This is a genomic window from Streptomyces sp. NBC_00273 (assembly GCF_036178145.1).
Taxonomy (GTDB): Bacteria; Actinomycetota; Actinomycetes; order Streptomycetales; family Streptomycetaceae; genus Streptomyces.
Map to the genome: position 1 here is coordinate 6,828,774 of NZ_CP108067.1, position 21,195 is coordinate 6,849,968.

General features: G+C 71.6%; 14 protein-coding genes. 5 read left to right on the top strand and 9 right to left on the bottom strand.

Annotated features, from left to right (window positions below; genetic code table 11):
- Positions 1–28 precede the first annotated feature (28 nt).
- The 5 genes from aceE to OG386_RS30420 form a co-directional block, all read right to left on the bottom strand.
- Positions 29–2,713, bottom strand: a complete 2,685-nt coding sequence (gene aceE, locus OG386_RS30400; RefSeq protein ID WP_328790752.1) for a pyruvate dehydrogenase (acetyl-transferring), homodimeric type — start codon at positions 2,711–2,713, stop codon at positions 29–31.
- Between the two features lie 230 nt (positions 2,714–2,943).
- Positions 2,944–3,567: a GntR family transcriptional regulator gene (locus OG386_RS30405; RefSeq protein WP_030010631.1), complete on the bottom strand. Its 624-nt coding sequence runs from the start codon at positions 3,565–3,567 to the stop codon at positions 2,944–2,946.
- 223 nt (positions 3,568–3,790) lie between these two features.
- Complete coding sequence (gene sucB / locus OG386_RS30410; RefSeq protein ID WP_328790753.1) at positions 3,791–5,578, bottom strand: 2-oxoglutarate dehydrogenase, E2 component, dihydrolipoamide succinyltransferase; 1,788 nt, start codon at positions 5,576–5,578, stop codon at positions 3,791–3,793.
- 54 nt (positions 5,579–5,632) lie between these two features.
- Positions 5,633–7,021 (bottom strand): dihydrolipoyl dehydrogenase, encoded by a 1,389-nt coding sequence (lpdA, locus tag OG386_RS30415; RefSeq protein WP_052872496.1) that lies wholly within the window; start codon positions 7,019–7,021, stop codon positions 5,633–5,635.
- A 309-nt stretch (positions 7,022–7,330) separates the two neighbouring features.
- A complete protein-coding gene (locus tag OG386_RS30420; RefSeq protein ID WP_328790754.1) occupies positions 7,331–8,869 on the bottom strand; it encodes a leucyl aminopeptidase in 1,539 nt (512 codons plus the stop codon).
- 344 nt (positions 8,870–9,213) lie between these two features.
- Between OG386_RS30420 and OG386_RS30425 the strand changes: the two genes are divergently transcribed.
- From OG386_RS30425 to OG386_RS30445, 5 genes are all read left to right on the top strand, one after another.
- A complete protein-coding gene (locus tag OG386_RS30425) occupies positions 9,214–11,241 on the top strand; it encodes a hypothetical protein (protein ID WP_328790755.1) in 2,028 nt (675 codons plus the stop codon).
- A 102-nt stretch (positions 11,242–11,343) separates the two neighbouring features.
- Positions 11,344–12,897 carry a GT4 family glycosyltransferase PelF gene (gene pelF / locus OG386_RS30430; RefSeq protein ID WP_328790756.1) on the top strand — a complete coding sequence of 518 codons (1,554 nt, stop codon included), beginning with the start codon at positions 11,344–11,346 and terminating at the stop codon, positions 12,895–12,897.
- Positions 12,894–14,462 carry a hypothetical protein gene (locus OG386_RS30435; RefSeq protein WP_328790757.1) on the top strand — a complete coding sequence of 523 codons (1,569 nt, stop codon included), beginning with the start codon at positions 12,894–12,896 and terminating at the stop codon, positions 14,460–14,462. The genes pelF and OG386_RS30435 overlap by 4 nt, the downstream gene beginning before the upstream one ends.
- The gene (locus OG386_RS30440; RefSeq protein WP_328790758.1) at positions 14,459–15,154 is read left to right on the top strand and encodes a spherulation-specific family 4 protein; all 696 of its coding nucleotides are present in this window, start codon (positions 14,459–14,461) and stop codon (positions 15,152–15,154) included. The genes OG386_RS30435 and OG386_RS30440 overlap by 4 nt, the downstream gene beginning before the upstream one ends.
- Complete coding sequence (locus OG386_RS30445) at positions 15,151–15,960, top strand: endo alpha-1,4 polygalactosaminidase (RefSeq protein ID WP_328790759.1); 810 nt, start codon at positions 15,151–15,153, stop codon at positions 15,958–15,960. Before OG386_RS30440 ends, OG386_RS30445 begins: the two co-directional genes overlap by 4 nt.
- 202 nt (positions 15,961–16,162) lie before the next feature.
- Here OG386_RS30445 and OG386_RS30450 read toward each other — a convergent pair whose 3' ends face one another.
- The 4 genes from OG386_RS30450 to cobT all read right to left on the bottom strand — a co-directional run bounded on the left by OG386_RS30450 (position 16,163) and on the right by cobT (position 21,129).
- On the bottom strand, positions 16,163–17,404 hold the full coding sequence (locus OG386_RS30450; RefSeq protein WP_388622787.1) for a sensor histidine kinase: 1,242 nt from the start codon (positions 17,402–17,404) through the stop codon (positions 16,163–16,165).
- 13 nt (positions 17,405–17,417) lie between these two features.
- Positions 17,418–18,119: a hypothetical protein gene (locus OG386_RS30455; protein WP_328790760.1), complete on the bottom strand. Its 702-nt coding sequence runs from the start codon at positions 18,117–18,119 to the stop codon at positions 17,418–17,420.
- Positions 18,116–19,981: a phosphatidylglycerol lysyltransferase domain-containing protein gene (locus OG386_RS30460; protein ID WP_328790761.1), complete on the bottom strand. Its 1,866-nt coding sequence runs from the start codon at positions 19,979–19,981 to the stop codon at positions 18,116–18,118. The genes OG386_RS30455 and OG386_RS30460 overlap by 4 nt, the downstream gene beginning before the upstream one ends.
- An 83-nt stretch (positions 19,982–20,064) precedes the next feature.
- On the bottom strand, positions 20,065–21,129 hold the full coding sequence (gene cobT, locus OG386_RS30465) for a nicotinate-nucleotide--dimethylbenzimidazole phosphoribosyltransferase (protein ID WP_328790762.1): 1,065 nt from the start codon (positions 21,127–21,129) through the stop codon (positions 20,065–20,067).
- Positions 21,130–21,195: the final 66 nt, after the last annotated feature.

Below are 21,195 nucleotides of genomic sequence, written 5' to 3' on the forward strand. Positions count from 1 at the left end.
GGGGTCTTCACGCGTACACGGGGCGGGCCTACAGGCCGTAGCGCTCCCGGGCCTCCTTGACGGCGGACGCCGGCACCTCGCCGCGGCGGGCGAGCTGGGCCAGCGCGGCCACCACGATCGACTGGGCGTCGACACCGAAGTGGCGGCGGGCGCCCTCACGGGTGTCGGACAGGCCGAAGCCGTCCGTACCGAGCGAGGTGTAGTCCTGCTCCACCCACTGGCTGATCTGGTCCGGGACCTGACGCATCCAGTCGGAGACGGCGAGGACGGGGCCGGCGGCACCCTCCAGCGCGCGGGTGACGTACGGGGTGCGCACCTCGCCGCGCAGCAGCGCCTCGTCGCACTCCAGCGCGTCGCGCCGCAGCTCGCCCCAGGAGGTGGCGGACCAGACGTCGGCGGCCACGTTCCACTCGGCGGCCAGCAGCTTCTGCGCCTCCAGGATCCAGTGGATCGCCGTACCCGAGGCCATCAGCTGGACCTTGGGGGCGTCGGCGGCCGGGGCCGCCTCCGCCAGGTCCGCCGCCGTGTTGAAGCGGTAGAGGCCCTTGAGGATGCCCTCCTCCACGCCCTCCGGCATGGCGGGCTGCACCTTCGGCTCGTTGTAGACCGTCAGGTAGTAGAAGACGTCTTCCGGCGTCTCGCCGTACATCCGGCGCAGACCGTCCTTGACGATCACTGCGATCTCGTACGCGAAGGCCGGGTCGTAGTTGAGCGACGCCGGGTTCGTGGACGCGATCAGGTGCGAGTGGCCGTCCGCGTGCTGGAGGCCCTCACCGGTCAGCGTGGTGCGGCCGGCGGTGGCGCCGACGATGAAGCCCTTGCCGAGCTGGTCGGCGAGCTGCCACATCTGGTCGGCGGTGCGCTGCCAGCCGAACATCGAGTAGAAGATGTAGAAGGGGATCATCGGCTCGCCGTGCGTCGCGTACGACGTGCAGGCGGCGATGAAGTCGGCCATGGCGCCGGCCTCGGTGATCCCCTCGTTGAGGATCTGGCCGTCCTTGGCTTCCTTGTAGTACATGAGCTGGTCGCGGTCGACCGGCTCGTACGTCTGGCCCAGCGGCGAGTAGATGCCGGCCGACGGGAAGAGGGACTCCATGCCGAAGGTACGGGCCTCGTCGGGGACGATCGGCACCCAGCGCTTGCCGGTCTCCTTGTCCCGCATCAGGTCCTTCACGAGCCGGACGAAGGCCATGGTGGTGGCCATCTCCTGCTTGCCGGAGCCCTTGAGCAGCGGGGCGAAGGAACGGTCCGCGGGGGCGGGCAGGGCCACGTGCTTGACCTTGCGGGCCGGGGCCGGGCCGCCGAGCGCCGCGCGGCGCTCGTTCAGGTACTGGACCTCGGGGCTGTTCGCGCCCGGGTGGCCGTACGGGACCTGGCCGTCGGCGAAGGCGCTGTCCGGGATCGGGAGGCCAAGGAGGTCACGCATGTCCTTGAACTCGTCGATCGTCAGCTTCTTCATCTGGTGGTTCGCGTTCTTCGACTCGAACCCGGCGCCCAGCGTGTAGCCCTTGACGGTCTGCGCGAGGATGACCGTCGGCGCGCCCTTGTGCTCCAGGGCGGCCTTGTACGCGGCGTAGACCTTGCGGGGCTCGTGGCCGCCGCGGGAGGAGTGGAAGCACTCGGCGATCTTCGCGTCGGAGAGCACCCCGGCCAGCTGCACGAGCTCGGCGTTGGCGCCGAAGAAGTGCTGGCGGATGTAGGCCACGTCGCGGGTCGCGTACGTCTGGAACTGCGCGTCCGGTACCTCGCGCAGGCGGCGTACGAGGGCGCCCGTGGTGTCGAGCTGGAACAGCTCGTCCCAGGCGGAGCCCCACAGCGACTTGATGACGTTCCAGCCGGCGCCGCGGAACTGGGCCTCCAGCTCCTGGACCACGCGGAAGTTGGCGCGGACCGGACCGTCGAGGCGCTGCAGGTTGCAGTTGATGACGAAGGTCAGGTTGTCGAGCTGCTCGCGGGAGGCGAGGGCCAGGGCGGCGGTCGACTCGGGCTCGTCCATCTCGCCGTCGCCCAGGAAGGCCCAGACGTGCGAGTTGGCGGTGTCCTTGATGCTCCGGTTCTGCAGGTAGCGGTTGAAGCGCGCCTGGTAGATCGCGGAGAGCGGGCCGAGGCCCATGGACACCGTCGGGAACTCCCACAGCCACGGCAGGCGCCGCGGGTGCGGGTAGGACGGCAGGCCGTTGCCGCCGGACTCCTGGCGGAAGTTGTCGAGCTGCTGCTCGGAGACGCGTCCGTCGAGGAACGCGCGGGCGTAGATGCCGGGGGAGGCGTGGCCCTGGATGTAGAGCTGGTCGCCCGATCCGTCGGCCTCCTTCCCGCGGAAGAAGTGCTGGAAGCCGGTCTCGTAGAGCCACGCGGCCGAGGCGAAGGTGGCGATGTGGCCGCCGACGCCGTACTTGGAGCCGCGGGTCACCATGGCGGCCGCGTTCCAGCGGTTCCATGCGGTGATCTTGGCTTCCATCTCCTCGTCACCCGGGAACTCGGGCTCGGCGGAGGTGGGGATGGTGTTGACGTAGTCCGTCTCCAGCAGCTTCGGCAGGGCGAGGCCGGCGGCCTCGGCGTGCTGGAGGGTGCGGCGGAGCAGGTATTCGGCGCGGCGCGTACCGGCGGCCTTGGCGACGGCGTCCAGGGAGGCCGCCCATTCGGCGGTCTCCTCGGTGTCGCGGTCCGGGAGCTGGTCGAGCTCGCTCGGAAGCTTTCCTACGGGGTCGGACATCGGTGTGCGCCGCCTTCCGGACAAAGGAGAGGTGGTGAAAAAATCCCTGACGGGCAGGACAGGGTCGGCGGACCTGGTTGAGGTCCGCGACGACTGTAAATCGCTGATCGATGATCGATCAAATGAAAGTGACGAAGAAACGTCCATCCGGCGAAAGTCGGCACCGCGTGCCAGGGAAATAGGCACGCGGTGCCGGTCAAACGCGGACAAACAGGCCAGCCCGCAGTCGATCAAGCGCGCGGGGCGCACCCCAGGACATGCCGCTTCACCAGCAGCCCGATGTCCGGATCCTGACTGCGGAACGCCTCGACGAGCGCCTCGTGCTCCTCGGCGTACGACTTCTGGACGGTCCCCAGCCAGCGGATGGACAGCGCCGTGAAGACCTCGATGCCCAGGCTCTCCCAGGTGTGCAGCAGCACGCTGTTCCCGGCGGCCCGCACCATCTCCCGGTGGAACCCGACGGTGTGCCGCACCTGCGCGGTCCCGTCCTCGGTCCGGTCGGCCTCCCACAGCGCCGCCACGTGCGGCTCCAGCGCCGAGCAGTCGCTCGCCAGCCGCGGCGCGGCCAGCTCGGCCGCGATCTGCTCCAGGCCGGCCCGGACCGGGTAGATCTCCTCCAGGTCGGCCGCGGAGAGGTTCCGTACGCGCACGCCCTTGTTCGGCGCCGACTCGATCAGCCGCAGCGTCTCCAGCTCGCGCAGGGCCTCCCGTACGGGGGTCTGGCTGACCTCCAACTCCACGGCGATCCGGCGCTCGACGATCCGCTCGCCGGGCTTCCAGCGCCCGCTGACGATCCCCTCCACGATGTGCTCGCGGATCTGCTCGCGCAGCGAGTGCACGACGGGTGGGGTGATCATCGGGGCTTCATCTCCTGTAGGGGCATGCATCGCTTCGATGCGTAGACAATACGGCCGAGTAGCCCCCACCGGATGCGTTCCCGGTCGCGGACGCTGGGTGAGGCTGGTTACAACAGGCTCCGGACCAGGGCTCCCAGAGGGGTAAGACGACGGCGCCCCCGCCCGGAGGATGTTCCGGGCGGGGGCGCCGTGTGCGACGGCCGGGGCCGTGCGGTGAGCCTTACAGGCCGAGCTCGACCTCGAACTCGCCGGCCTCGAGGATCGCCTTGACGGCCGAGAGGTACCGGGCCGCGTCCGCACCGTCCACCAGGCGGTGGTCGTAGGACAGGGTCAGGTACGTCATGTCGCGGACGCCGATCACGGTGCCCTCGGGGGTCTCGATGACCATCGGGCGCTTGACCGTGGCACCGATGCCCAGGATGGCGACCTGGTTCGGGGGCACGATGACCGTGTCGAACAGCGCACCGCGCGAACCGGTGTTGCTGATGGTGAAGGTCGCGCCCGACAGCTCGTCCGGCGTGATCTTGTTGCCGCGGACCTTGGCGGCCAGGTCGGCGGTGGCCTTGGAGATGCCCGCCAGGTTGAGGTCACCGGCACCCTTGATGACCGGGGTCATCAGGCCCTTCTCGGAGTCCACGGCGATGCCGATGTTCTCCGAGTCGAAGTAGGTGATGGTGCCCTCGTCGTCGTTGATCCGGGCGTTGACGACCGCGTGGGCCTTCAGCGCCTGGGCCGCGGCCTTGACGAAGAACGGCATCGGCGAGAGCTTGACGCCCTCGCGGGCCAGGAAGGAGCCCTTGGCCTGCTCGCGCAGCTTCATGATCTTGGTGATGTCCACCTCGACCACGGAGCTGAGCTGAGCCTGCGAGTGCAGGGCCTTCATCATGTTGTCGCCGATGACCTTGCGCATTCGGGTCATCTTGACCGTCTGACCGCGCAGCTCGGACACCGCGGCGGCCGGGGCCTTCGCGGCCGGAGCGGCGGCCGGAGCCGGGGCGGCAGCAGCGGCCTTGGCGGCCTCGGCGGCGGCCAGGACGTCCTGCTTGCGGATGCGGCCACCGACACCGGTGCCCGAGACCGTGGACAGGTTGACGCCGGACTCCGAGGCGAGCTTGCGCACCAGCGGGGTCACGTACGCGCCCTCGTCACCAGCGGCGGCCGGAGCGGCCGGGGCCGGGACGACCGGAGCGACGGGGGTGACCGGAGCCGGAGCGGCTACCGGGGCGGCGGCCTGGACCGGAGCCGGAGCGGCGACCGGAGCGGCCGGGGCGACCGGAGCCGGGGCAGCGACCGGAGCGGCGGCCTCGACCGGAGCCGGGGCAGCGACCGGAGCGGCGGCCTCGACCGGAGCCGGGGCGGCGGCCGGAGCGGCAGCGGCCGGGGCGGCACCGGCGACGCCGATGACGGCCAGACGGGCGCCGACCTCGGCGGTCTCGTCCTCGCCGACCAGGATCTCCAGCAGCGTGCCGGAGACCGGCGCGGGGATCTCGGTGTCGACCTTGTCCGTGGAGACCTCGAGCAGCGGCTCGTCGGCCTCGACCGACTCGCCGACGGCCTTCAGCCAGCGGGTGACGGTGCCCTCGGTGACGGACTCGCCCAGGGCGGGGAGCACGACATCAGTACCGGAGGCGGCCGGAGCGGCAGCGGGCGCCTCGGCGACGGGGGCCGGGGCCGCGGGGGCCTCGGCGACCGGGGCCGGAGCGGCCGCGGGGGCCTCGGCAGCGGCGGCCGGCTCGGCGGCCGGAGCCGCGGCGGCAGCCGGAGCGCCGGAGCCGTCGTCGATGACGGCCAGCTCGGCGCCGACCTCGACGGTCTCGTCCTCGGCGACCTTGATGGAGGCCAGGATGCCCGACACGGGGGAGGGGATCTCGGTGTCGACCTTGTCGGTCGAGACCTCGAGCAGCGGCTCGTCGGCCTCGACGCGCTCGCCCTCGGCCTTCAGCCAGCGGGTGACAGTGCCCTCGGTGACGCTCTCACCGAGCGCCGGAAGGGTTACGGAAACCGACATGGTTTCAGTTGCTCCTAACGAAAGTGCGGAAGTGGTCGTCGCGCCCGTGACGAATTAGTCGTGGGAGTGAAGCGGCTTGCCGGCCAGGGCCAGGTGGGCCTCGCCCATCGCTTCGTTCTGGGTCGGGTGCGCGTGGATGAGCTGCGCGACCTCGGCCGGCAGGGCTTCCCAGTTGTAGATCAGCTGGGCCTCGCCGACCTGCTCGCCCATCCGGTCACCGACCATGTGGACGCCGACCACGGCACCGTCCTTGACCTGGACGAGCTTGATCTCGCCCGCGGTCTTGAGGATCTTGCTCTTGCCGTTGCCCGCCAGGTTGTACTTCAGGGCCACGACCTTGTCCGCGCCGTAGATCTCCTTGGCCTTGGCCTCGGTGATGCCGACGGAAGCGACCTCGGGGTGGCAGTAGGTGACGCGCGGGACACCGTCGTAGTCGATCGGGACGGCCTTGAGACCGGCCAGACGCTCTGCGACCAGGATGCCCTCGGCGAAGCCGACGTGCGCGAGCTGGAGGGTGGGGACGAGGTCACCGACGGCCGAGATGGTCGGCACGTTGGTCTGCATGTACTCGTCGACCAGGACGTAGCCGCGGTCCATCGCGACGCCCTGCTCCTCGTAGCCCAGACCCTGCGAGACGGGGCCGCGACCCACCGCGACCAGCAGCACCTCGGCCTCGAAGGTCTTGCCGTCGACCAGCGTCACGCGGACGCCGTTCTCCGTGTACTCGGCCTTGTCGAAGAAGGTGCCCAGGTTGAACTTGATGCCGCGCTTGCGGAACGCGCGCTCCAGCAGCTTCGAGCTGTTCTCGTCCTCGACAGGCACGAGGTGCTTGAGGCCCTCGATGACGGTGATGTCGGAACCGAAGGACTTCCACGCCGAGGCGAACTCGACGCCGATGACGCCGCCGCCCAGGACGATCGCCGACTCGGGGACGCGGTCCAGGACCAGCGCGTGGTCCGAGGAGATGATGCGGTTGCCGTCGATGTTCAGGCCCGGCAGCGACTTCGGCACGGAGCCGGTCGCCAGCAGGATGTGGCGGCCCTGGATGCGCTGGCCGTTCACGTCGACGGAAGTCGGGGAGGAGAGGCGGCCCTCTCCCTCGATGTAGGTCACCTTGCGGGAGGCGACCAGGCCCTGCAGACCCTTGTACAGGCCCGAGATGACCTCGTCCTTGTACTTGTGGACACCCGCGATGTCGATTCCCTCGAAGGAGGTCTTGACACCGAACTGGGCGGCTTCACGAGCCTGGTCCGCGATCTCGCCCGCGTGCAGCAGAGCCTTCGTGGGGATGCAGCCGTTGTGCAGGCAGGTGCCGCCGAGCTTGTTCTTCTCGATCAGGGCAACGTCCAGACCCAGCTGGGATGCGCGCAGCGCCGCGGCGTAACCGCCACTGCCACCGCCGAGGATCACTAGGTCGAAAACGGTGCTGGCGTCGTTCGCCACGTCACGTCCTCCATGCATGTGCGCCGGGCACCGGTCCTCTGTGACCGGGCGGCGGCTGGTATACGGCCGCTTGTTTCTTCGGCCCTGTGGTGGGGGCCCTGTCCTGCCGAGAACCCATCTTCGCATTTGTCGGGGGCACGCGGGACGCCGGGCCCACGATGTGATCGGGCGATCTGCCCGGACCGGGGGTTACCGCTGCGTAGATACCTACCGAGATACCTACCGATTCCTTCAGGTTTCGTCGTGAGACGGACGCACCCCGGGCCCTGACCCGGCCCGGGGTGCGTCACGTCACATCGAACGGGGTGCTCAGCCGAGGTCGCCCGTGGCCGTGCGCTCGGCCAGACGCACCAGGGTGCGGACGGCGGAGCCGGTGCCGCCCTTGGGGGTGTAACCGTGCGGCGCGCCCTCGTGGAAGGCCGGGCCGGCGATGTCGAGGTGGGCCCAGGTGATGCCCTCGCCGACGAACTCCTGCAGGAAGAGGCCGGCCACCAGGCCGCCGCCCATGCGGACACCCATGTTCGCGATGTCGGCGGTGGGGGAGTCCATGGTCTTGCGCAGCTCGGCGGGGAGCGGCATCGGCCAGGAGGACTCGCCGACCTCCTCGGCGATCTCGTGGATCGACGTGCGGAAGGCGTCGTCGTTGGCCATGATCCCGAAGGTGCGGTCGCCGAGGGCGAGCACCATCGCACCGGTCAGGGTGGCGACGTCGACGATCGCGTCCGGGTCGTCCTCGGAGGCCTTGGTCAGCGCGTCACCGAGGACCAGGCGGCCCTCGGCGTCCGTGTTGAGGACCTCGACGGTCTTGCCGCTGTACATGCGCAGCACGTCGCCGGGCTTGGTCGCGGAGCCGGACGGCATGTTCTCGGCGAGCGCGAGCCAGCCGGTGACGTTGACCTTCAGGCCCAGCTTCGCGGCCGCGACGACGGAGGCGAAGACGGCGGCGGCGCCGGCCATGTCGCACTTCATCGTCTCGTTGTGACCGGCCGGCTTCAGGGAGATGCCGCCCGAGTCGTAGGTGATGCCCTTGCCGACGAAGGCCAGGGTCTTCTCCGCCTTCGGGTGCGTGTAGGTGAGCTTCACCAGGCGCGGCAGGTTCTCGGAACCCTTGCCGACGCCCATGATGCCGCCGAAGCCGCCCTTGATCAGGGCCTTCTCGTCCAGGACCTGGACCTTGATGCCGTTCTCCTTCGCGGCCGCGGAGGCGATCGCGGCGAAGGACTCGGGAGTCAGGTCGTTCGGCGGGGTGTTCACCAGGTCACGGGCGACGTTGACCTCGGTCGCGACGACCGCGGCGCGCTCGACGGCGGCCTTGTGCTCCTTGTCGCGGGGCTTGGCGCCCAGCAGGGCCACCTCGGCGAGCGGCTGCTTCGGGCCGGTGCCCTTGGCCTCCTTGCGGACCTTGTTCTCGCCGCCCTGGTAGGCGGTGAAGGCGTACGCGCCCAGCAGGGCGCCTTCGGCGACGGCGGTGACGGCCGAGGCGTCCTCCAGGGGGAGGGCGAAGGCGGCCTTCTTGTTGCCGTGCAGCGCGCGGGCGGCGGCGCCGGCGGCGCGGCGCAGCACCTCCTCGTCGAACGACTCGCCCTTCTCCGGGACGGAGCCGAGCCCCACTGCCAGCACGACCGGGACCTTGAGGCCCGCCGGGGCCGGCAGCTTGGTGATCTCGCCTTCGGCGCCCGAGGCGCCCAGCGCGTCGAGGACGCCGGCGAGCTTACCGTCGTACGCCTTGTCCACGGCCTCGGCGCCCGCGGCGACGATCGGTCCCTTGGGGCCCTTCGCCACGCCGACCACGAGGGCGTCGGCGCGGAGCGTCGCCGCGCCGGCAGTGCTGAGAGTCAGAGCAGTCACGGTGGTGAAGTCTCGCTTCCGTTGTGTGTGTGGGCCGAGTGGGTGGACGGCCATCCGTAGCGATCGTATTCGGGCCCGACGGCCGCCAGAAATGAGCCTACGCGTACGCGCTCGTCCGTACGTCACTCGAAGGTTTGGCAAGTTGTTCGATCAAGCGGCCATCAGGTTCACCCATCTGTGGACTCTGCTCCAGGTTTGCCCCGTAGACCTGACGAGGTCCGAAAGACTCGGTCCACTCTCGCAAGGGGACGCGGGGTTCCTTTGCATGATTTCCACAGAGCCTCCCAGGCCCGGCTGTCCGCCAAGGGCCGGTCGAGGGATGCCTGCGGGGGGAAAGGCCGAATATGGTCAACAAGAATCGGATGAACAGGGTCGCCGCCATGATGGCGGCAGCCGCCCTGGTGTCCGTAGCAGTACCCGCCTCGACCGCCCAGGCGGCCGTGACGCCGCGCATCGACCTGAAGGTGCTGGTCGTCGACGACGGCGGCAGCTCGGTCGAGGCGATCACCGCGGAACTCCGCGACACGGGGGTGCCCTACACCCGCGTCCAGCTGGGCAGCAGCGGCCGCCCGGTCATCAACGCGGGCTTCCTCAGCGACACGGTGGACGGCCGCCCGCGCGCCAAGTACCAGGGTGTCGTGCTGCCGAACGAGAACCCGTTCGGCGAGGGCTCGGCCGAGATGGCCGCCCTCACCGCCTACGAGACGACGTACGGCATCCGCCAGGTTGACGCCTACACCTGGGCCCACCCGGGCGTCGGGCTGGAATACACCGACAACGGCGGCTACAGCGGCCAGCTCGACGGCACCCAGGCCGCCGTCACCACGGCCGGGAAGGCCGGCCCCTTCGCCTACCTCGGCGGCCAGGTCACCTTCGAGGACAACTCGGCCCTGGTCCCCGAGAGCTTCGGCTTCATGGGCAAGCCGCGCCCCGGCTACACCAGCTACGTCGACGCGCCCGTCGGCTCCGGTCGGGCCTCGCTCGTCGGCGAGTACGCGCACGACGGCCGCAGCGAACTGGTCGTCACCTTCGGCTACAACCAGTACCAGCAGCAGTTCCGGCTGCTCGCCCGCGGCATCGTCGACTGGCTGACCCAGGGGGTGCACCTCGGCCAGAGCCGCAGCTACTTCGCGGTCCACGTCGACGACGTCTTCGCCCCCGACGCCCGCTGGAACAAGGAGCTGAACTGCACGCCGGGCGACTACGCCTGTGCGGGCGGCGAGGGCAAGGAGAGCACGATCCGGATGAGCGCCGCCGACGCCGTGTACGCGGCGCAGTGGCAGACGTCCAAGAACTTCAAGCTGGACATGCTCTTCAACGGCGGCGCCGGCGAGGAGTGGAAGGCCGCGAACGGCGGCGTCGACGCGATGACCGCCCAGCTCGTCGCCGACCGCGCCAAGTACCGCTGGATGAACCACACCTACACCCACCCGTTCCTCGGCTGCGTCCAGAACACCGCAGTCACCCCGTGGACCTGTACGAAGAACGCCGCCGGCGCGATCCAGTACATGAGCCGCGCCGAGATCTCCGCCCAGATCCGCGACAACAACAACTGGGCCGCCGCCAAGGGCATCACCACCGACCGGACCGAACTGGTCACCGGTGAGCACTCCGGCCTCAAGACCGCACCGCAGCAGCCCGTGGACAACCCCAACCTGGCCGGCGCCCTCGCCGACAACGGGGTCAAGTGGGCCGGCAGCGACAACTCCCGCGAACCGGCGCAGCGAGCGGTCGGCGCGGCCCTCACCGTCCCCCGGCACCCGATGAACGTGTACTACAACACGGGCACCAACGCCGAGATGGCCGACGAGTACAACTGGATCTACACCAGCCGCGCCCACGGCGGAAGCGGCGTCTGCGAGGACAACCCGGCGACCTCCACCTGCCTGCCGGCCCCGCTGAACGTCAACACCGGCTACCTCGACACCATCGTCCCGGCCGAGGCCCGCACCGCCCTGCGGCACGTCCTGGCCAACGACCCGCGGCCGCACTACGTCCACCAGTCCAACCTCGCCGAGGACCGGACCCTCTACCCCGTGCTCAACCAGGTCCTCGACACCTACCGGACCCTGTACGCCCCCAGCGCGCCGATCGTCAACCAGAGCATGAAGGACACCGGCGTCGAGTTCCAGCGCCGCACCGCCTGGGACAAGGCCCTCGCGGACGGCAAGGTCACCGCCTACCGCATCGGCAAGGACGTCACCATCAAGGCGCCCTCCGGGGTCGTCGCCCCGGTGACCGCACCCACCGGCACCAAGAAGCAGCTGGTGCTCGGCACCGCCGACTTCGGTACCGCCTACGCCGGTACCCGCTCCGCCTGGACCGGTCCGGAGACGCTCCAGAGCGCCGTCACGCTCAAGCTGCCCAGCTGACCGTCGCGCAAGCCGTCACGAGCACCACGAGTACCACCTAGCGCCGGCGCTCCGCGAACCCACGGGCGCCGGCCCCTTTTCCGTCCTGGGGGGACACACCGCATGAGTCATGGGCGTCACGTCACCATGCTCACCGAAGGCACCTATCCGCACGTCCACGGGGGCGTCAGCACCTGGTGCGACCAACTGGTGCGAGGCATGCCGGAGGTCGACTTCAACGTCATAGCCCTGACCGGCTCCGGACGAGAGCCGGTCACCTGGGAACTGCCCCGCAACGTCTACCGGCACACCGCCTTCCCGCTCTGGGGGCCGCTCCCGTCGCGCGTCCGCCGGTCGGCCCTGCGCGGCAGGGCCCACCGCCGCTTCACCGAGGTCTACGAGAGCTTCCTGCTCTCCCTGCTCGACCCCGAGCCCGATCCCACCCGGCACAGCTTCTCCGAGGCCCTGCGCGAACTGGCCGTCCTCGCCCGGGCCGGAAAGCTCGCACCGGCCCTGCGCTCCGAATCGGTCCTGCGGCTGCTGATGACCGTATGGACCCGGTCCGGGCTCGTCACCGCCGAGGCCCAGCCCACCATCCACGACGCGCTCACTGCCACCGACCTGCTGGAACACGCGCTGCGCCCGCTCGGCGTCCGGATCCCGCCCGACAGCGTCGCGCACGCCGTCAGCAGCGGCCTCGCCACCCTCCCGGCCCTCGCCGCCAAGTACCTCGACGGGGTCCCCTTCCTGCTCACCGAGCACGGCATCTACCTGCGCGAGCGCTACCTCGGCTACCGCAGCGCCGCCCAGCGCTGGCCCGTCAAGGCCCTCATGCTCGGCTTTTACCGCGAGCTCAACACCGAGGGCTACCGGCAGGCCGACCTGATCACCCCGTGCAACCAGTACAACCGCCGCTGGGAGGAGCGCGGGGGCGCGGAGTCCGACCGCATCCGCACCGTCTACAACGGCGTCGACCCGCACGCCTTCCCCGATGCCGGCCCCGAACCCGACGTGCCCACCCTCAGTTGGTGCGGCCGCATCGACCCGATCAAGGACCTCGAAACCCTCATCCGGGCCTACGCCTTCATGCGCGAGGAGCTCCCCGCCCTGCGGCTGCGCCTCTTCGGGCCCGTCCCGGCCGGCTGCGAGGAGTACAAGCTCCGCCTGGAGAAGCTCGCCGCCGAACTCGGCGTGACCGACGGGATCACCTACGAGGGCCGCATCGAGCAGGTGGCCCGGGCCTACGCGGCCGGCAGCGTCGTCATGCTCTCCTCCATCAGCGAGGGCTTCCCCTTCAGCATCATCGAGGCCATGTCCTGCGGCCGCACCACCGTCTCCACCGACGTCGGCGGGGTCCGCGAGGCCGTCGGCGACACCGGCCTCGTCGTACCGCCGCGCGAGCCCGAGACCATGGCCCGCGCCACCCTCGCCCTGCTCCGCGACGACGAACGCCGGGCCGAACTCGGCCGGCTGTCCCGCGAGCGGGTCGTCGAGAAGTTCACCCTCCACCAGTCCGTGGACGGCTTCCGGCACATCTACCGCGAACTCGCCGGCCAGCCCGTCCTGCCCGTGCACGCGGGCGACGCGTGGACCCAGCGGCTCGCCGATCCCTGGTACCGCGAACTCGCCGCCATGGGGCATCCCCAGAAGGACTCCGGGGAAGGGGGCCCGTGGTGAGCGGATCCCTCTGGCTCAAGCCGCCCGGTTCCGGCCCCGGTTCCGGTGCCGACACGCTCCCGGCCATCCCCCGGCCGCGCCGCGACGGCCCCGGCGCCGACGTCACCGCCGCCGACGCCGCCACCGACCCGATGGACGAACTCGCCGAGCGCCTCGACGTGTTCATCGCCTCCGCCGTCCACCCCGACGAGATCGCCGCCATCCTCGAATCCGACGGCATGACGGACGAGTACATCCGGCTCACCTACGGCCGGCACGACTCCTTCGCGCTCGCCGAGGAGCTCTACGCCCGGGTGCCCCGCTCCTTCCCGGAGCCGGGCGCCGCCCCCGACCCCTGGAAGGTCTCCCTCACCGCCTGCCTGCTGCGCGGGGTGATCTTCGCCCTGCCCGGCCTCGCCTACCTGCTCGGCGCGCCCCTGCTCGAAGGCCCCCAGGACCGCCTCGGCCTGCCCGCCGGGACCCTGACCCTGCTCGCCGGCGCGCTCATCGGCTGGGTCTGGGACCAGACCCTGTCCCACCGGGCCTACTCCTGGCTCGGCCTCGGCGACCGGCGCGCCGCCGGGCGGACCCTGCTCGTCGGAGCCCCCGTCGGCGCCCTGTTGGGCACCGCCGCCGCACTGGCGGTGCCCGGCGGGCCCCCGTTCTCCTACGCCTTCGCAGCCGGACAGGCCTTCTACGTCGGGGCCGCCACCGTCCTGCTGGTCCTCGGCCGGGAACGGGTCCTGCTCGTCGCGCTCGCCCCGATGGCCGCCGGAGCACTGCTCGCGCTCTTCGTCGACCTGCCCGTGCCGGTCCGGGTGGCCCTGCTCTCGGTGTCCCTGCTGGCCGCCTGCACCCTGGCCCTCAGGGAACTCCCGCTGCGCGCCGGGCTGCGGTCCGTCGTGCGCCGGATCCGTGCCTCCGCAGCCCGCCGGCCCTGCCACGGCCCCGTTCGCTGGCAGATGCTGCGCGGCGCCGAGGAGGACTTCGCACCCCGCGGACCCAGGATCGGGGACTCGGTCCCCTTCGGGGTCTTCGGCCTCGGCACCGGCCTGCTCGTGCTGTACGCCGCCCTCGGGGAGGTCCTCGCCGGAGGTCCCGCCGAGTCGGTCGCGGCCCCCTCGGCGGTGGCCCTCACCCTCAGCATGGGCCCGGCCGAATGGCTGCTCCACCGGTTCCGCAGCGGGACCCTCTCCGGACTCCAGGGGGCCCGCTCGCCCCGGGCCTTCCGCCGGAGGATGCTCGCCACCCTGACCCGGTGCCTCGCCGTCTACCTGACCGTCCTGTTGGTCCTGGGCCTGGTCGGCAGCCTGCTCTGGCCCGACGCCCCCGTCCTCACCGGAGTCCGGATCGCGACCCTGCTGCTGCTCGGGGCCGTCATGTGGACCGGGCTGCTCCTGCAGTCCTTCGGGGCGGTCCGGCCGGCGGCCGTGGTCTGCTCCTCGGCCGCCGTCGCCCAGAGCCTGGCCCTGCTGACCGGGTTCGGCCAGCCCCGGGCGGTCCAACTGGTGGTGGCGGGCGCCGCCGCCGCCGTACTGGCCACCCTGGTCTGCCTGCTCCTCGGCCGCGCGACCGCCCACCGATGACGCACCCTCCGTCCGAGAAGAAGGACCCCATGCTGCTGGTGCCCCTCTACGAGCATCCCGCCGACCGGCCGGAAGACTGGGAGCGGCTCATCCGCTCCGCCGGCCGGCTGCACTCGGTGGTCCTCAACCCCGACAGCGGACCGGGCGCCGCCCGCGACGAACGGTTCGCCGTCGTCGCCGAACGCCTGCGCGAGGCCGGCGTACCCGTCCTCGGGTACGCCGACACCGACTACGGGCGGCGCCCGCACGCCGAGGTGGTGCAGGACCTGCTGCGCCACCGCGACTGGTACGCCACCGACGGGGCCTTCCTCGACCAGGCCTCCGCCGACCCGGAACTGCTCCCGCACTACGGGCGGCTCGCGGTCGCCGCCCGGGCCGCGGGCGCCGGCACCCTCGTCCTCAACCACGGGGTCCACCCGCACCCCGGGTACACCGAACTCGCCGACCTGCTCGTCACCTTCGAGGGCCCCTGGGACGCCTACCGGGACGCGGAGCCCGCACCGCCGTGGACCGCCGACCACCCGGCCGCGCGGTTCTGTCACCTCGTCTACGCCGTCCCGCCGGGCCCGTTCGCCGCCCGGCGCGCCGAGGAACTCGCCACCGAACGCGGGGCCGGGGTGCACTGCGCCGTCCCGGGCAGCGGCGCGCACCCCTGGGGGACCCTGCCGTACGCGCTGGAGGCGGCGGGATGAGGAAGGCCGCACTGCTGCTGGCCGTGCCCCTGCTGCTGCTCGCGGCGTGCACGGCCGAGCCGGAACCGGAACGTGACGGGCTGTCGCCCGACCCGCCGCCGGGGCAGCGCTGGCAGCCGAAGCCGGGGGTCGGCTGGCAGTGGCAGCTCACCGGGAAGCTCGACACCTCGGTGAAGGCGGCCGTGTACGACGTCGACGGATTCAACACCACCAAGGAGCAGGTGGCCACCTTGAAGAAGGCCGGCCGCAAGACCATCTGCTACATCTCCACCGGTGCCTGGGAGGACTTCCGGCCGGACGCCGGAGCCTTCCCGAAGGCGCTGCTGGGCCAGGGCAACGGCTGGGACGGCGAACGCTGGCTGGACGTCCGGCGCCTGGCGGAACTGGAACCGCTGATGGCCAAGCGGTTCGACATGTGCAAGGCGAAGGGCTTCGACGCCGTGGAGCCCGACAACATGGACGGCTACGCCAACCGGTCCGGCTTCCCGCTGACCGCGGACGACCAGCTGAAGTACAACCGCCTGATCGCCCGGCTGGTCCACGACCGGGGCATGTCGGTGGGGCTGAAGAACGACCTGGACCAGATCCCGGAGCTGGTGGGCGACTTCGACTTCGCGGTCAACGAGCAGTGCATGGAGTACGAGGAGTGCGACCGGTACGTGCCGTTCATCGACGCGGGCAAGGCGGTGTTCCACGTGGAGTACGAGGGCAAGCTGAACCGCTGGTGCCCGCGCGCCCGTGCGGCGAAGCTGAGCTCGCTCCAGAAGCGGTACGACTTGGACGCGTGGCGCCAGGTCTGCCAATAGCCTCGCCGGCACCAAACCCAGCCACGCCGGCGTTTGAGGCGCGGGGTCTGGGGCGGAGCCCCAGGAAACCCGGCTCCGCCGGGCACCGGGCTCCGCCCGGACCCTCCCCCAGCTACCGCTGGGAGGTGCCCCCTGCTCAAACGCCGGCGAGGCTGGAAGTGGCCGTGCCGAGGCTGGAAGCGGCCGGGGCCGGAAGGGGTGGCTACCCCAGGGGGAGGATGGCGTGGACGCGGTAGCCGCCGCCGTAGCGGGGGCCCGCGAAGCAGGAGCCGCCCAGGGCACCGGTGCGCTCGCGCATGCCGAGGAGGCCGTGGCCACCGCCCGGATCGGCCGGCTCCGGGGCCGGATCGGCACCCTCGCCGCCGTCGTCGAGGACGGTCACCTCCACCGACGGCCCGACCCGCACCACGCTGACCTCCGCCTTCGCCCCCGGGCCCGCGTGCTTGCGGACGTTCGTCAGCGCCTCCTGGATCACCCGGTACGCCGCCAGGTCCACCGCCGCCGGCAGCACCCCCGGCTCGCCGTCCACCTGGACGATGACCTCCACCGGCAGCCCGGCGTGCCGGAAGGTGTCCACCAGCTCGTCCAGGACGCCGAGCCCCGGCGCGGGCTCCGTCGGTGCCTCCGGGTCGCCGGACTGCCGCAGCAGCCCGACCGTGGCCCGCAGTTCGTTCAGCGCCGACCGGCTGGCGTCCCGTACGTGCGCCAGCGCCTCCTTGGCCTGGTCCGGGCGCTTGTCCATGACGTGCGCGGCCACTCCCGCCTGCACGTTGACCAGGGCGATGTGATGGGCCACCACGTCGTGCAGGTCCCGGGCGATCCGCAGCCGCTCCTCGGCGACCCGCCGCCTGGCCTCCTCGTCACGGGTCCGCTCGGCGCGCTCGGCCCGTTCCCGGATGGCGTCGACGAAGGCCCGCCGGCTGCGCACGGCGTCCCCGGCCGCCGCGGCCATCCCGGTCCAGGCGAAGATCCCGATGTTCTCCTGCGCGTACCAGGGCAGCGGCCCGGCGAGCATGGCCACGCCCGTCAGCCCCGCCATGGTGAGCAGCCCGATCCGCCAGGTCGTCGGCCGGTCGGTGTGGGCGGCCACCGTGTAGAGGGCGATCACCGCGCACATGGCGACGGGCGCCCGCGGCTCCCCGGTGGTCAGCTCCAGCAGGGACAGCCCGCAGGTCACGGCGAGCACGGCGCGCGGCTGCCGGCGCCGGAACACCAGGGCGGCCGCGCCGAGCAGCATCAGCAGCAGCGAGAACGGTTCCGGGGTGCGCGTCCCGAAGGTGGGTCCGTGCGGCCCGTGCGGATCGGCGAAGGAGCCGACGACCATGGCGACGAACGCCCCGAACGCCAGCACGGCGTCGGTGGCGAGCGGATGGGCCCGCATCCACTGCCGGGTGGGGGCGAACCGCCCGAGGTCTGTCGTCACCCGGATACGGTACGGCCTCATCCGCCGGTGCCCCCTACGGCGGAGGTTGGGGCCCCAGCGCGACGCGGGACCGCACCGGACCCCAGCGCGCCCGCACCACGCACACCGCCATGACGGCGGTGATGGCCGCCAGGTGCTCCTTGCCCGCCAGGTTGTCCTTGACCAGCACCTCGCCGATCATCGCCAGGATCACCAGGGCGCCGGTCAGGTACGCCCGGTAGCGCCAACAGACGTAGATGGCCAGCCCCACCACCGCCGCCGAGGGCCCGGTGTCGTTGACGATCCGGTCGGACACCGGCAGACCGAGGGGATGCTCCGGCCCGAGCGCGAGCCCGATCCGCGCGTACGTGGTCCCGGCGAGGGTGGCTACGTAGCCGATCAGCAGGGTGCGCCACCAGCCGATGCAGATCTCGGCGATGCCGAAGACGAGCAGGATCTGCGCGAGCGCCCCCCACACCGGCAGGTCCAGGGCGGGGACGAACAGGGACAGCGGGGTCCGTACGAGGGCCAGCCCGAGCGGGTCGGCGGCTTTGACCGACCCGAGGTCCTGGACCGGCTGGAACCCCCAGGAGGTGTTCTGCACGATCTGGAAGACCGAGGTCAGACAGACCGCGCCGATGGTCATCGGGATCGCCCGCCACTTGTCGCGCACGAGCGCGTCCCGGACGGTCCAGAACAGGGGTCCCCACTCACGGCGGGCGAACCGCCGGAATGAGGAGGTGCTCCACGCTGTCAACGGCGGGTCTCCAGGTGTCTGCGGTGCAGCCACTTCGGAAGGCCGGGGGCCTCCAGGAAGCCCTCGGCCCGGCCGGCCGCGACACCGATCCGCAGCAGGTCCGAACTCTTCTCGAAGAGCATGAACCGCGGTTCCCAGATCGGCCGGTATTTGGCGTTGGCCCGGTAGAGGGACTCGATCTGCCACCAGCGGGAGAAGAAGCTGAGCAGCGAGCGCCACATCCGCAGCACCGGACCGGCGCCGAGGCGGGAGCCGCGCTCGAAGACGGACCGGAACATCGCGAAGTTGAGGGAGACCTGGGTGACCCCGATCTCCTTGGAGCGTTCGAGGAGTTCGATGACCATGAACTCCATCAGGCCGTTCTCGGAGTCCCGGTCGCGACGCATCAGGTCCAGCGACAGACCCTTGGGCCCCCACGGTACGAAGGACAGCACGGCCCGCAGCTGACCGTTGCCGTCGGTGCACTCCAGCATCACGCACTGGCCGTCGGCGGGGTCGCCCAGCCGGCCCAGCGCCATGGAGAAGCCGCGCTCGGTGGCGCCGTCCCGCCAGTCGTCGGCGCGGCGCACCAACTCGGCCATCTCGTCGGCCGGGATGTCGTCGTGGCGGCGGATGCGGACGGTGTACCCGGCCCGCTTGACGCGGTTGAAGGCCTGCCGGACGGTCCGCATGGCGCGGCCCTCCAGGGTGAAGTCGGCGGTCTCGACGATCGCCTCGTCACCGAGTTCGAGGGCGTCCAGGCCGTGCCGGGCGTAGATCTGCCCGGCCTCCTCGCTCGCCCCCATCACGGCCGGCACCCAGCCGTGCTCGCGGGCCTCGGCCAGCCACGGATCGATGGCGCCCGGCCAGGCCTCGGGGTCGCCGATCGGGTCGCCGGAGGCCAGGGAGACCCCGCCGACGACGCGGTAGGTGACGGCGGCCTTGCCGGTGGGGGACCAGATGACGGACTTCTCGCGGCGCAGCGCGAAGTAGCCGAGCGAGTCGCGGTCGCCCTGGCGGGCCAGCAGGGCCCGCAGCCGCTCCTCGTCCTCCTCGCTGATCGGGTCGACGGCGCGGCGCGAGCGGAAGGCGGCGAACAGCACGGCGAGCAGCAGCAGCATCGACATGACGTTGATGAAGACGTCCACCCAGCCGGGCGTGACGATCGCCTCGGAGGCCCGCTCGCCGGGGGTCAGGGTGATCAGCCGCATCACGCCGTACCACCAGCGCTCCGGGAAGGAGGCCTCGGCGCTGAGCGGGGAGGTGTTGGTGGCGCCGACCAGCAGGGCCGCGACCAGCGAGGTGAGCAGCAGGCCGACGGCGGCGACGGCGCTGGCGAGCGCGGGGTTGGAGCGGTCGCCCTTGGCGTAGAACTCGTGGCGGCCCAGCAGCAGGGCCCCCGTGAAGGCGGCGGTCAGGACCAGGGAGACCCAGTTCTGCGGGTGCTCGCGGATCTCCTCGTGCGTGGAGAGCGCATAGGCGAGCAGGAGCGCCAGGAGGCCGCTGAGGACGAGGTTGAGGATCCAGGAGGCCCGCTTGCGGCGGCCGAGGGTGACGGCGAGCAGCAGCGTGAACAGCCCGGAGGCGAACCCCGCGGTGAGCATGTACGGGGTGTAGAAGTCCTCGATGTTGTGGCGCCTGAGGTCCTGCCCGAGCGAAACCCACACCGCGCTGAGGAAGTTGATGAAGGTGACGGCGCGCAGGTACCACACCGCGAACGCGGCGCCGTGCCGCGAACGGGCGCTCCCCCGGCCGGTCTCCCGGCCGCTCCCCGCCGCCCTGCCGGCGGGGTCGCCGCCGGTCTCTTTCCTACCGGCTGACGGACCGGTCACCGGTGCGGCGGTGCGGTCGGTCTCTGCGCTGGTCAAACGGACCTCTCCCATAAAAAGCGATCATATGGGGCGTAGCTGTCCGTGATTGCGCGGTCGGGGGCCCCGGCCTGGTCAGGACCGGGGCCCCCGGCGGCTCATTCCGTCGGCTCCTCCACCACCCGCTCCGGGAGTTCCGCCGCGAGTGCGGCGGCCGCCTGGACGAGGGGAAGGGCCAGCAACGCCCCGGTACCTTCACCTACTGTGACGCCGTGATCGAGCACGGGGTTGAGCGCCATTCGGTCAAGTGCCTTGGCCTGACCCGGCTCGCCGCTGGCCTGTCCGGCCAGCCACCAGTCCGGAGCCCGGAACGCGGCCCGCTGGGCCACCAGCCCGCACGCCGCCGAAACGACACCGTCAAGGATGACCGGAGTACGGCGCACCGCACACTGGAGGAGGAATCCGGTGATGGCGGCCACGTCCGCACCGCCGACCGCGGCCAGCAGCGCCACCTGGTCGCCCAGGACCGGGCGGGCCCGGCGCAGCGCGTCGCGGATCGCCGCGCACTTGCGCATCCAGGCCAGGTCGTCGATGGGCAGGCCGCCGCGGCCGGTGACCACCGAGGCGTCGGTGCCGCACAGGGCGGCGACGAGGGTCGCGGCGACGGTGGTCCCGCCCACGCTCAGGTCACCGAGGACGACCAGGTCCGTGCCGGAGTCGGCCTCCTCGTCGGCGATCCGCATCCCGAGCCGCACCGCGGCCTCGGCCTCCTCGGCCGTCAGCGCGTCCTCCACGTCGATCCGGCCGCTGCCGCGCCGGATCCGGTGCCCGACCACGTCCGCGGGGAGCAGCTCGGGGTCGCAGTCGAGCCCTGCGTCGACGATCCGTATGGTGGCGCCGAGCCGGCCGGCCAGGACGGCCACGGGACTGGCCCCGTCGAGGACGGCCCGCACCAGTTCGTGGCCGGTGGACGCGGCCCGGGCGGAGACGCCCTCGGCGGCGATCCCGTGGTCGGCGGCGAACAGCACCACGCGGGGGCGCTCGATCGGTTTGACCGGAACCCGACCCTGCGCGGCGGCGAGCCACTCGGCGAGTTCGTCGAGCCGGCCCAGCGCGCCGGGCGGGACGGCGAGGCGCTCACGGCGTTCCTCGGCGTCACGCCGGACGCCCCCGTCGGGGCGCTCGATCAGATCGGAGAAGTCGTCGAGATTCAGCGTGCTCATCTGCCAGAGAGTACAGCCGGTAAGGCCCTCCCTCAGGCCTACGGCGAGCGGCCGTCGGACTCCTCG

Coding starts and splice junctions, on each gene's coding strand:
- aceE (WP_328790752.1), bottom strand. CDS start 2,713: ATGTCCGACCCCGTAGGAAAGCTTCCGAGCGAGCTCGACCAGCTCCCG.
- sucB (WP_328790753.1), bottom strand. CDS start 5,578: ATGTCGGTTTCCGTAACCCTTCCGGCGCTCGGTGAGAGCGTCACCGAG.
- OG386_RS30425 (WP_328790755.1), top strand. CDS start 9,214: ATGGTCAACAAGAATCGGATGAACAGGGTCGCCGCCATGATGGCGGCA.
- pelF (WP_328790756.1), top strand. CDS start 11,344: ATGAGTCATGGGCGTCACGTCACCATGCTCACCGAAGGCACCTATCCG.
- OG386_RS30440 (WP_328790758.1), top strand. CDS start 14,459: ATGACGCACCCTCCGTCCGAGAAGAAGGACCCCATGCTGCTGGTGCCC.
- OG386_RS30445 (WP_328790759.1), top strand. CDS start 15,151: ATGAGGAAGGCCGCACTGCTGCTGGCCGTGCCCCTGCTGCTGCTCGCG.
- OG386_RS30450 (WP_388622787.1), bottom strand. CDS start 17,404: ATGAGGCCGTACCGTATCCGGGTGACGACAGACCTCGGGCGGTTCGCC.
- OG386_RS30460 (WP_328790761.1), bottom strand. CDS start 19,981: ATGGGAGAGGTCCGTTTGACCAGCGCAGAGACCGACCGCACCGCCGCA.
- cobT (WP_328790762.1), bottom strand. CDS start 21,129: ATGAGCACGCTGAATCTCGACGACTTCTCCGATCTGATCGAGCGCCCC.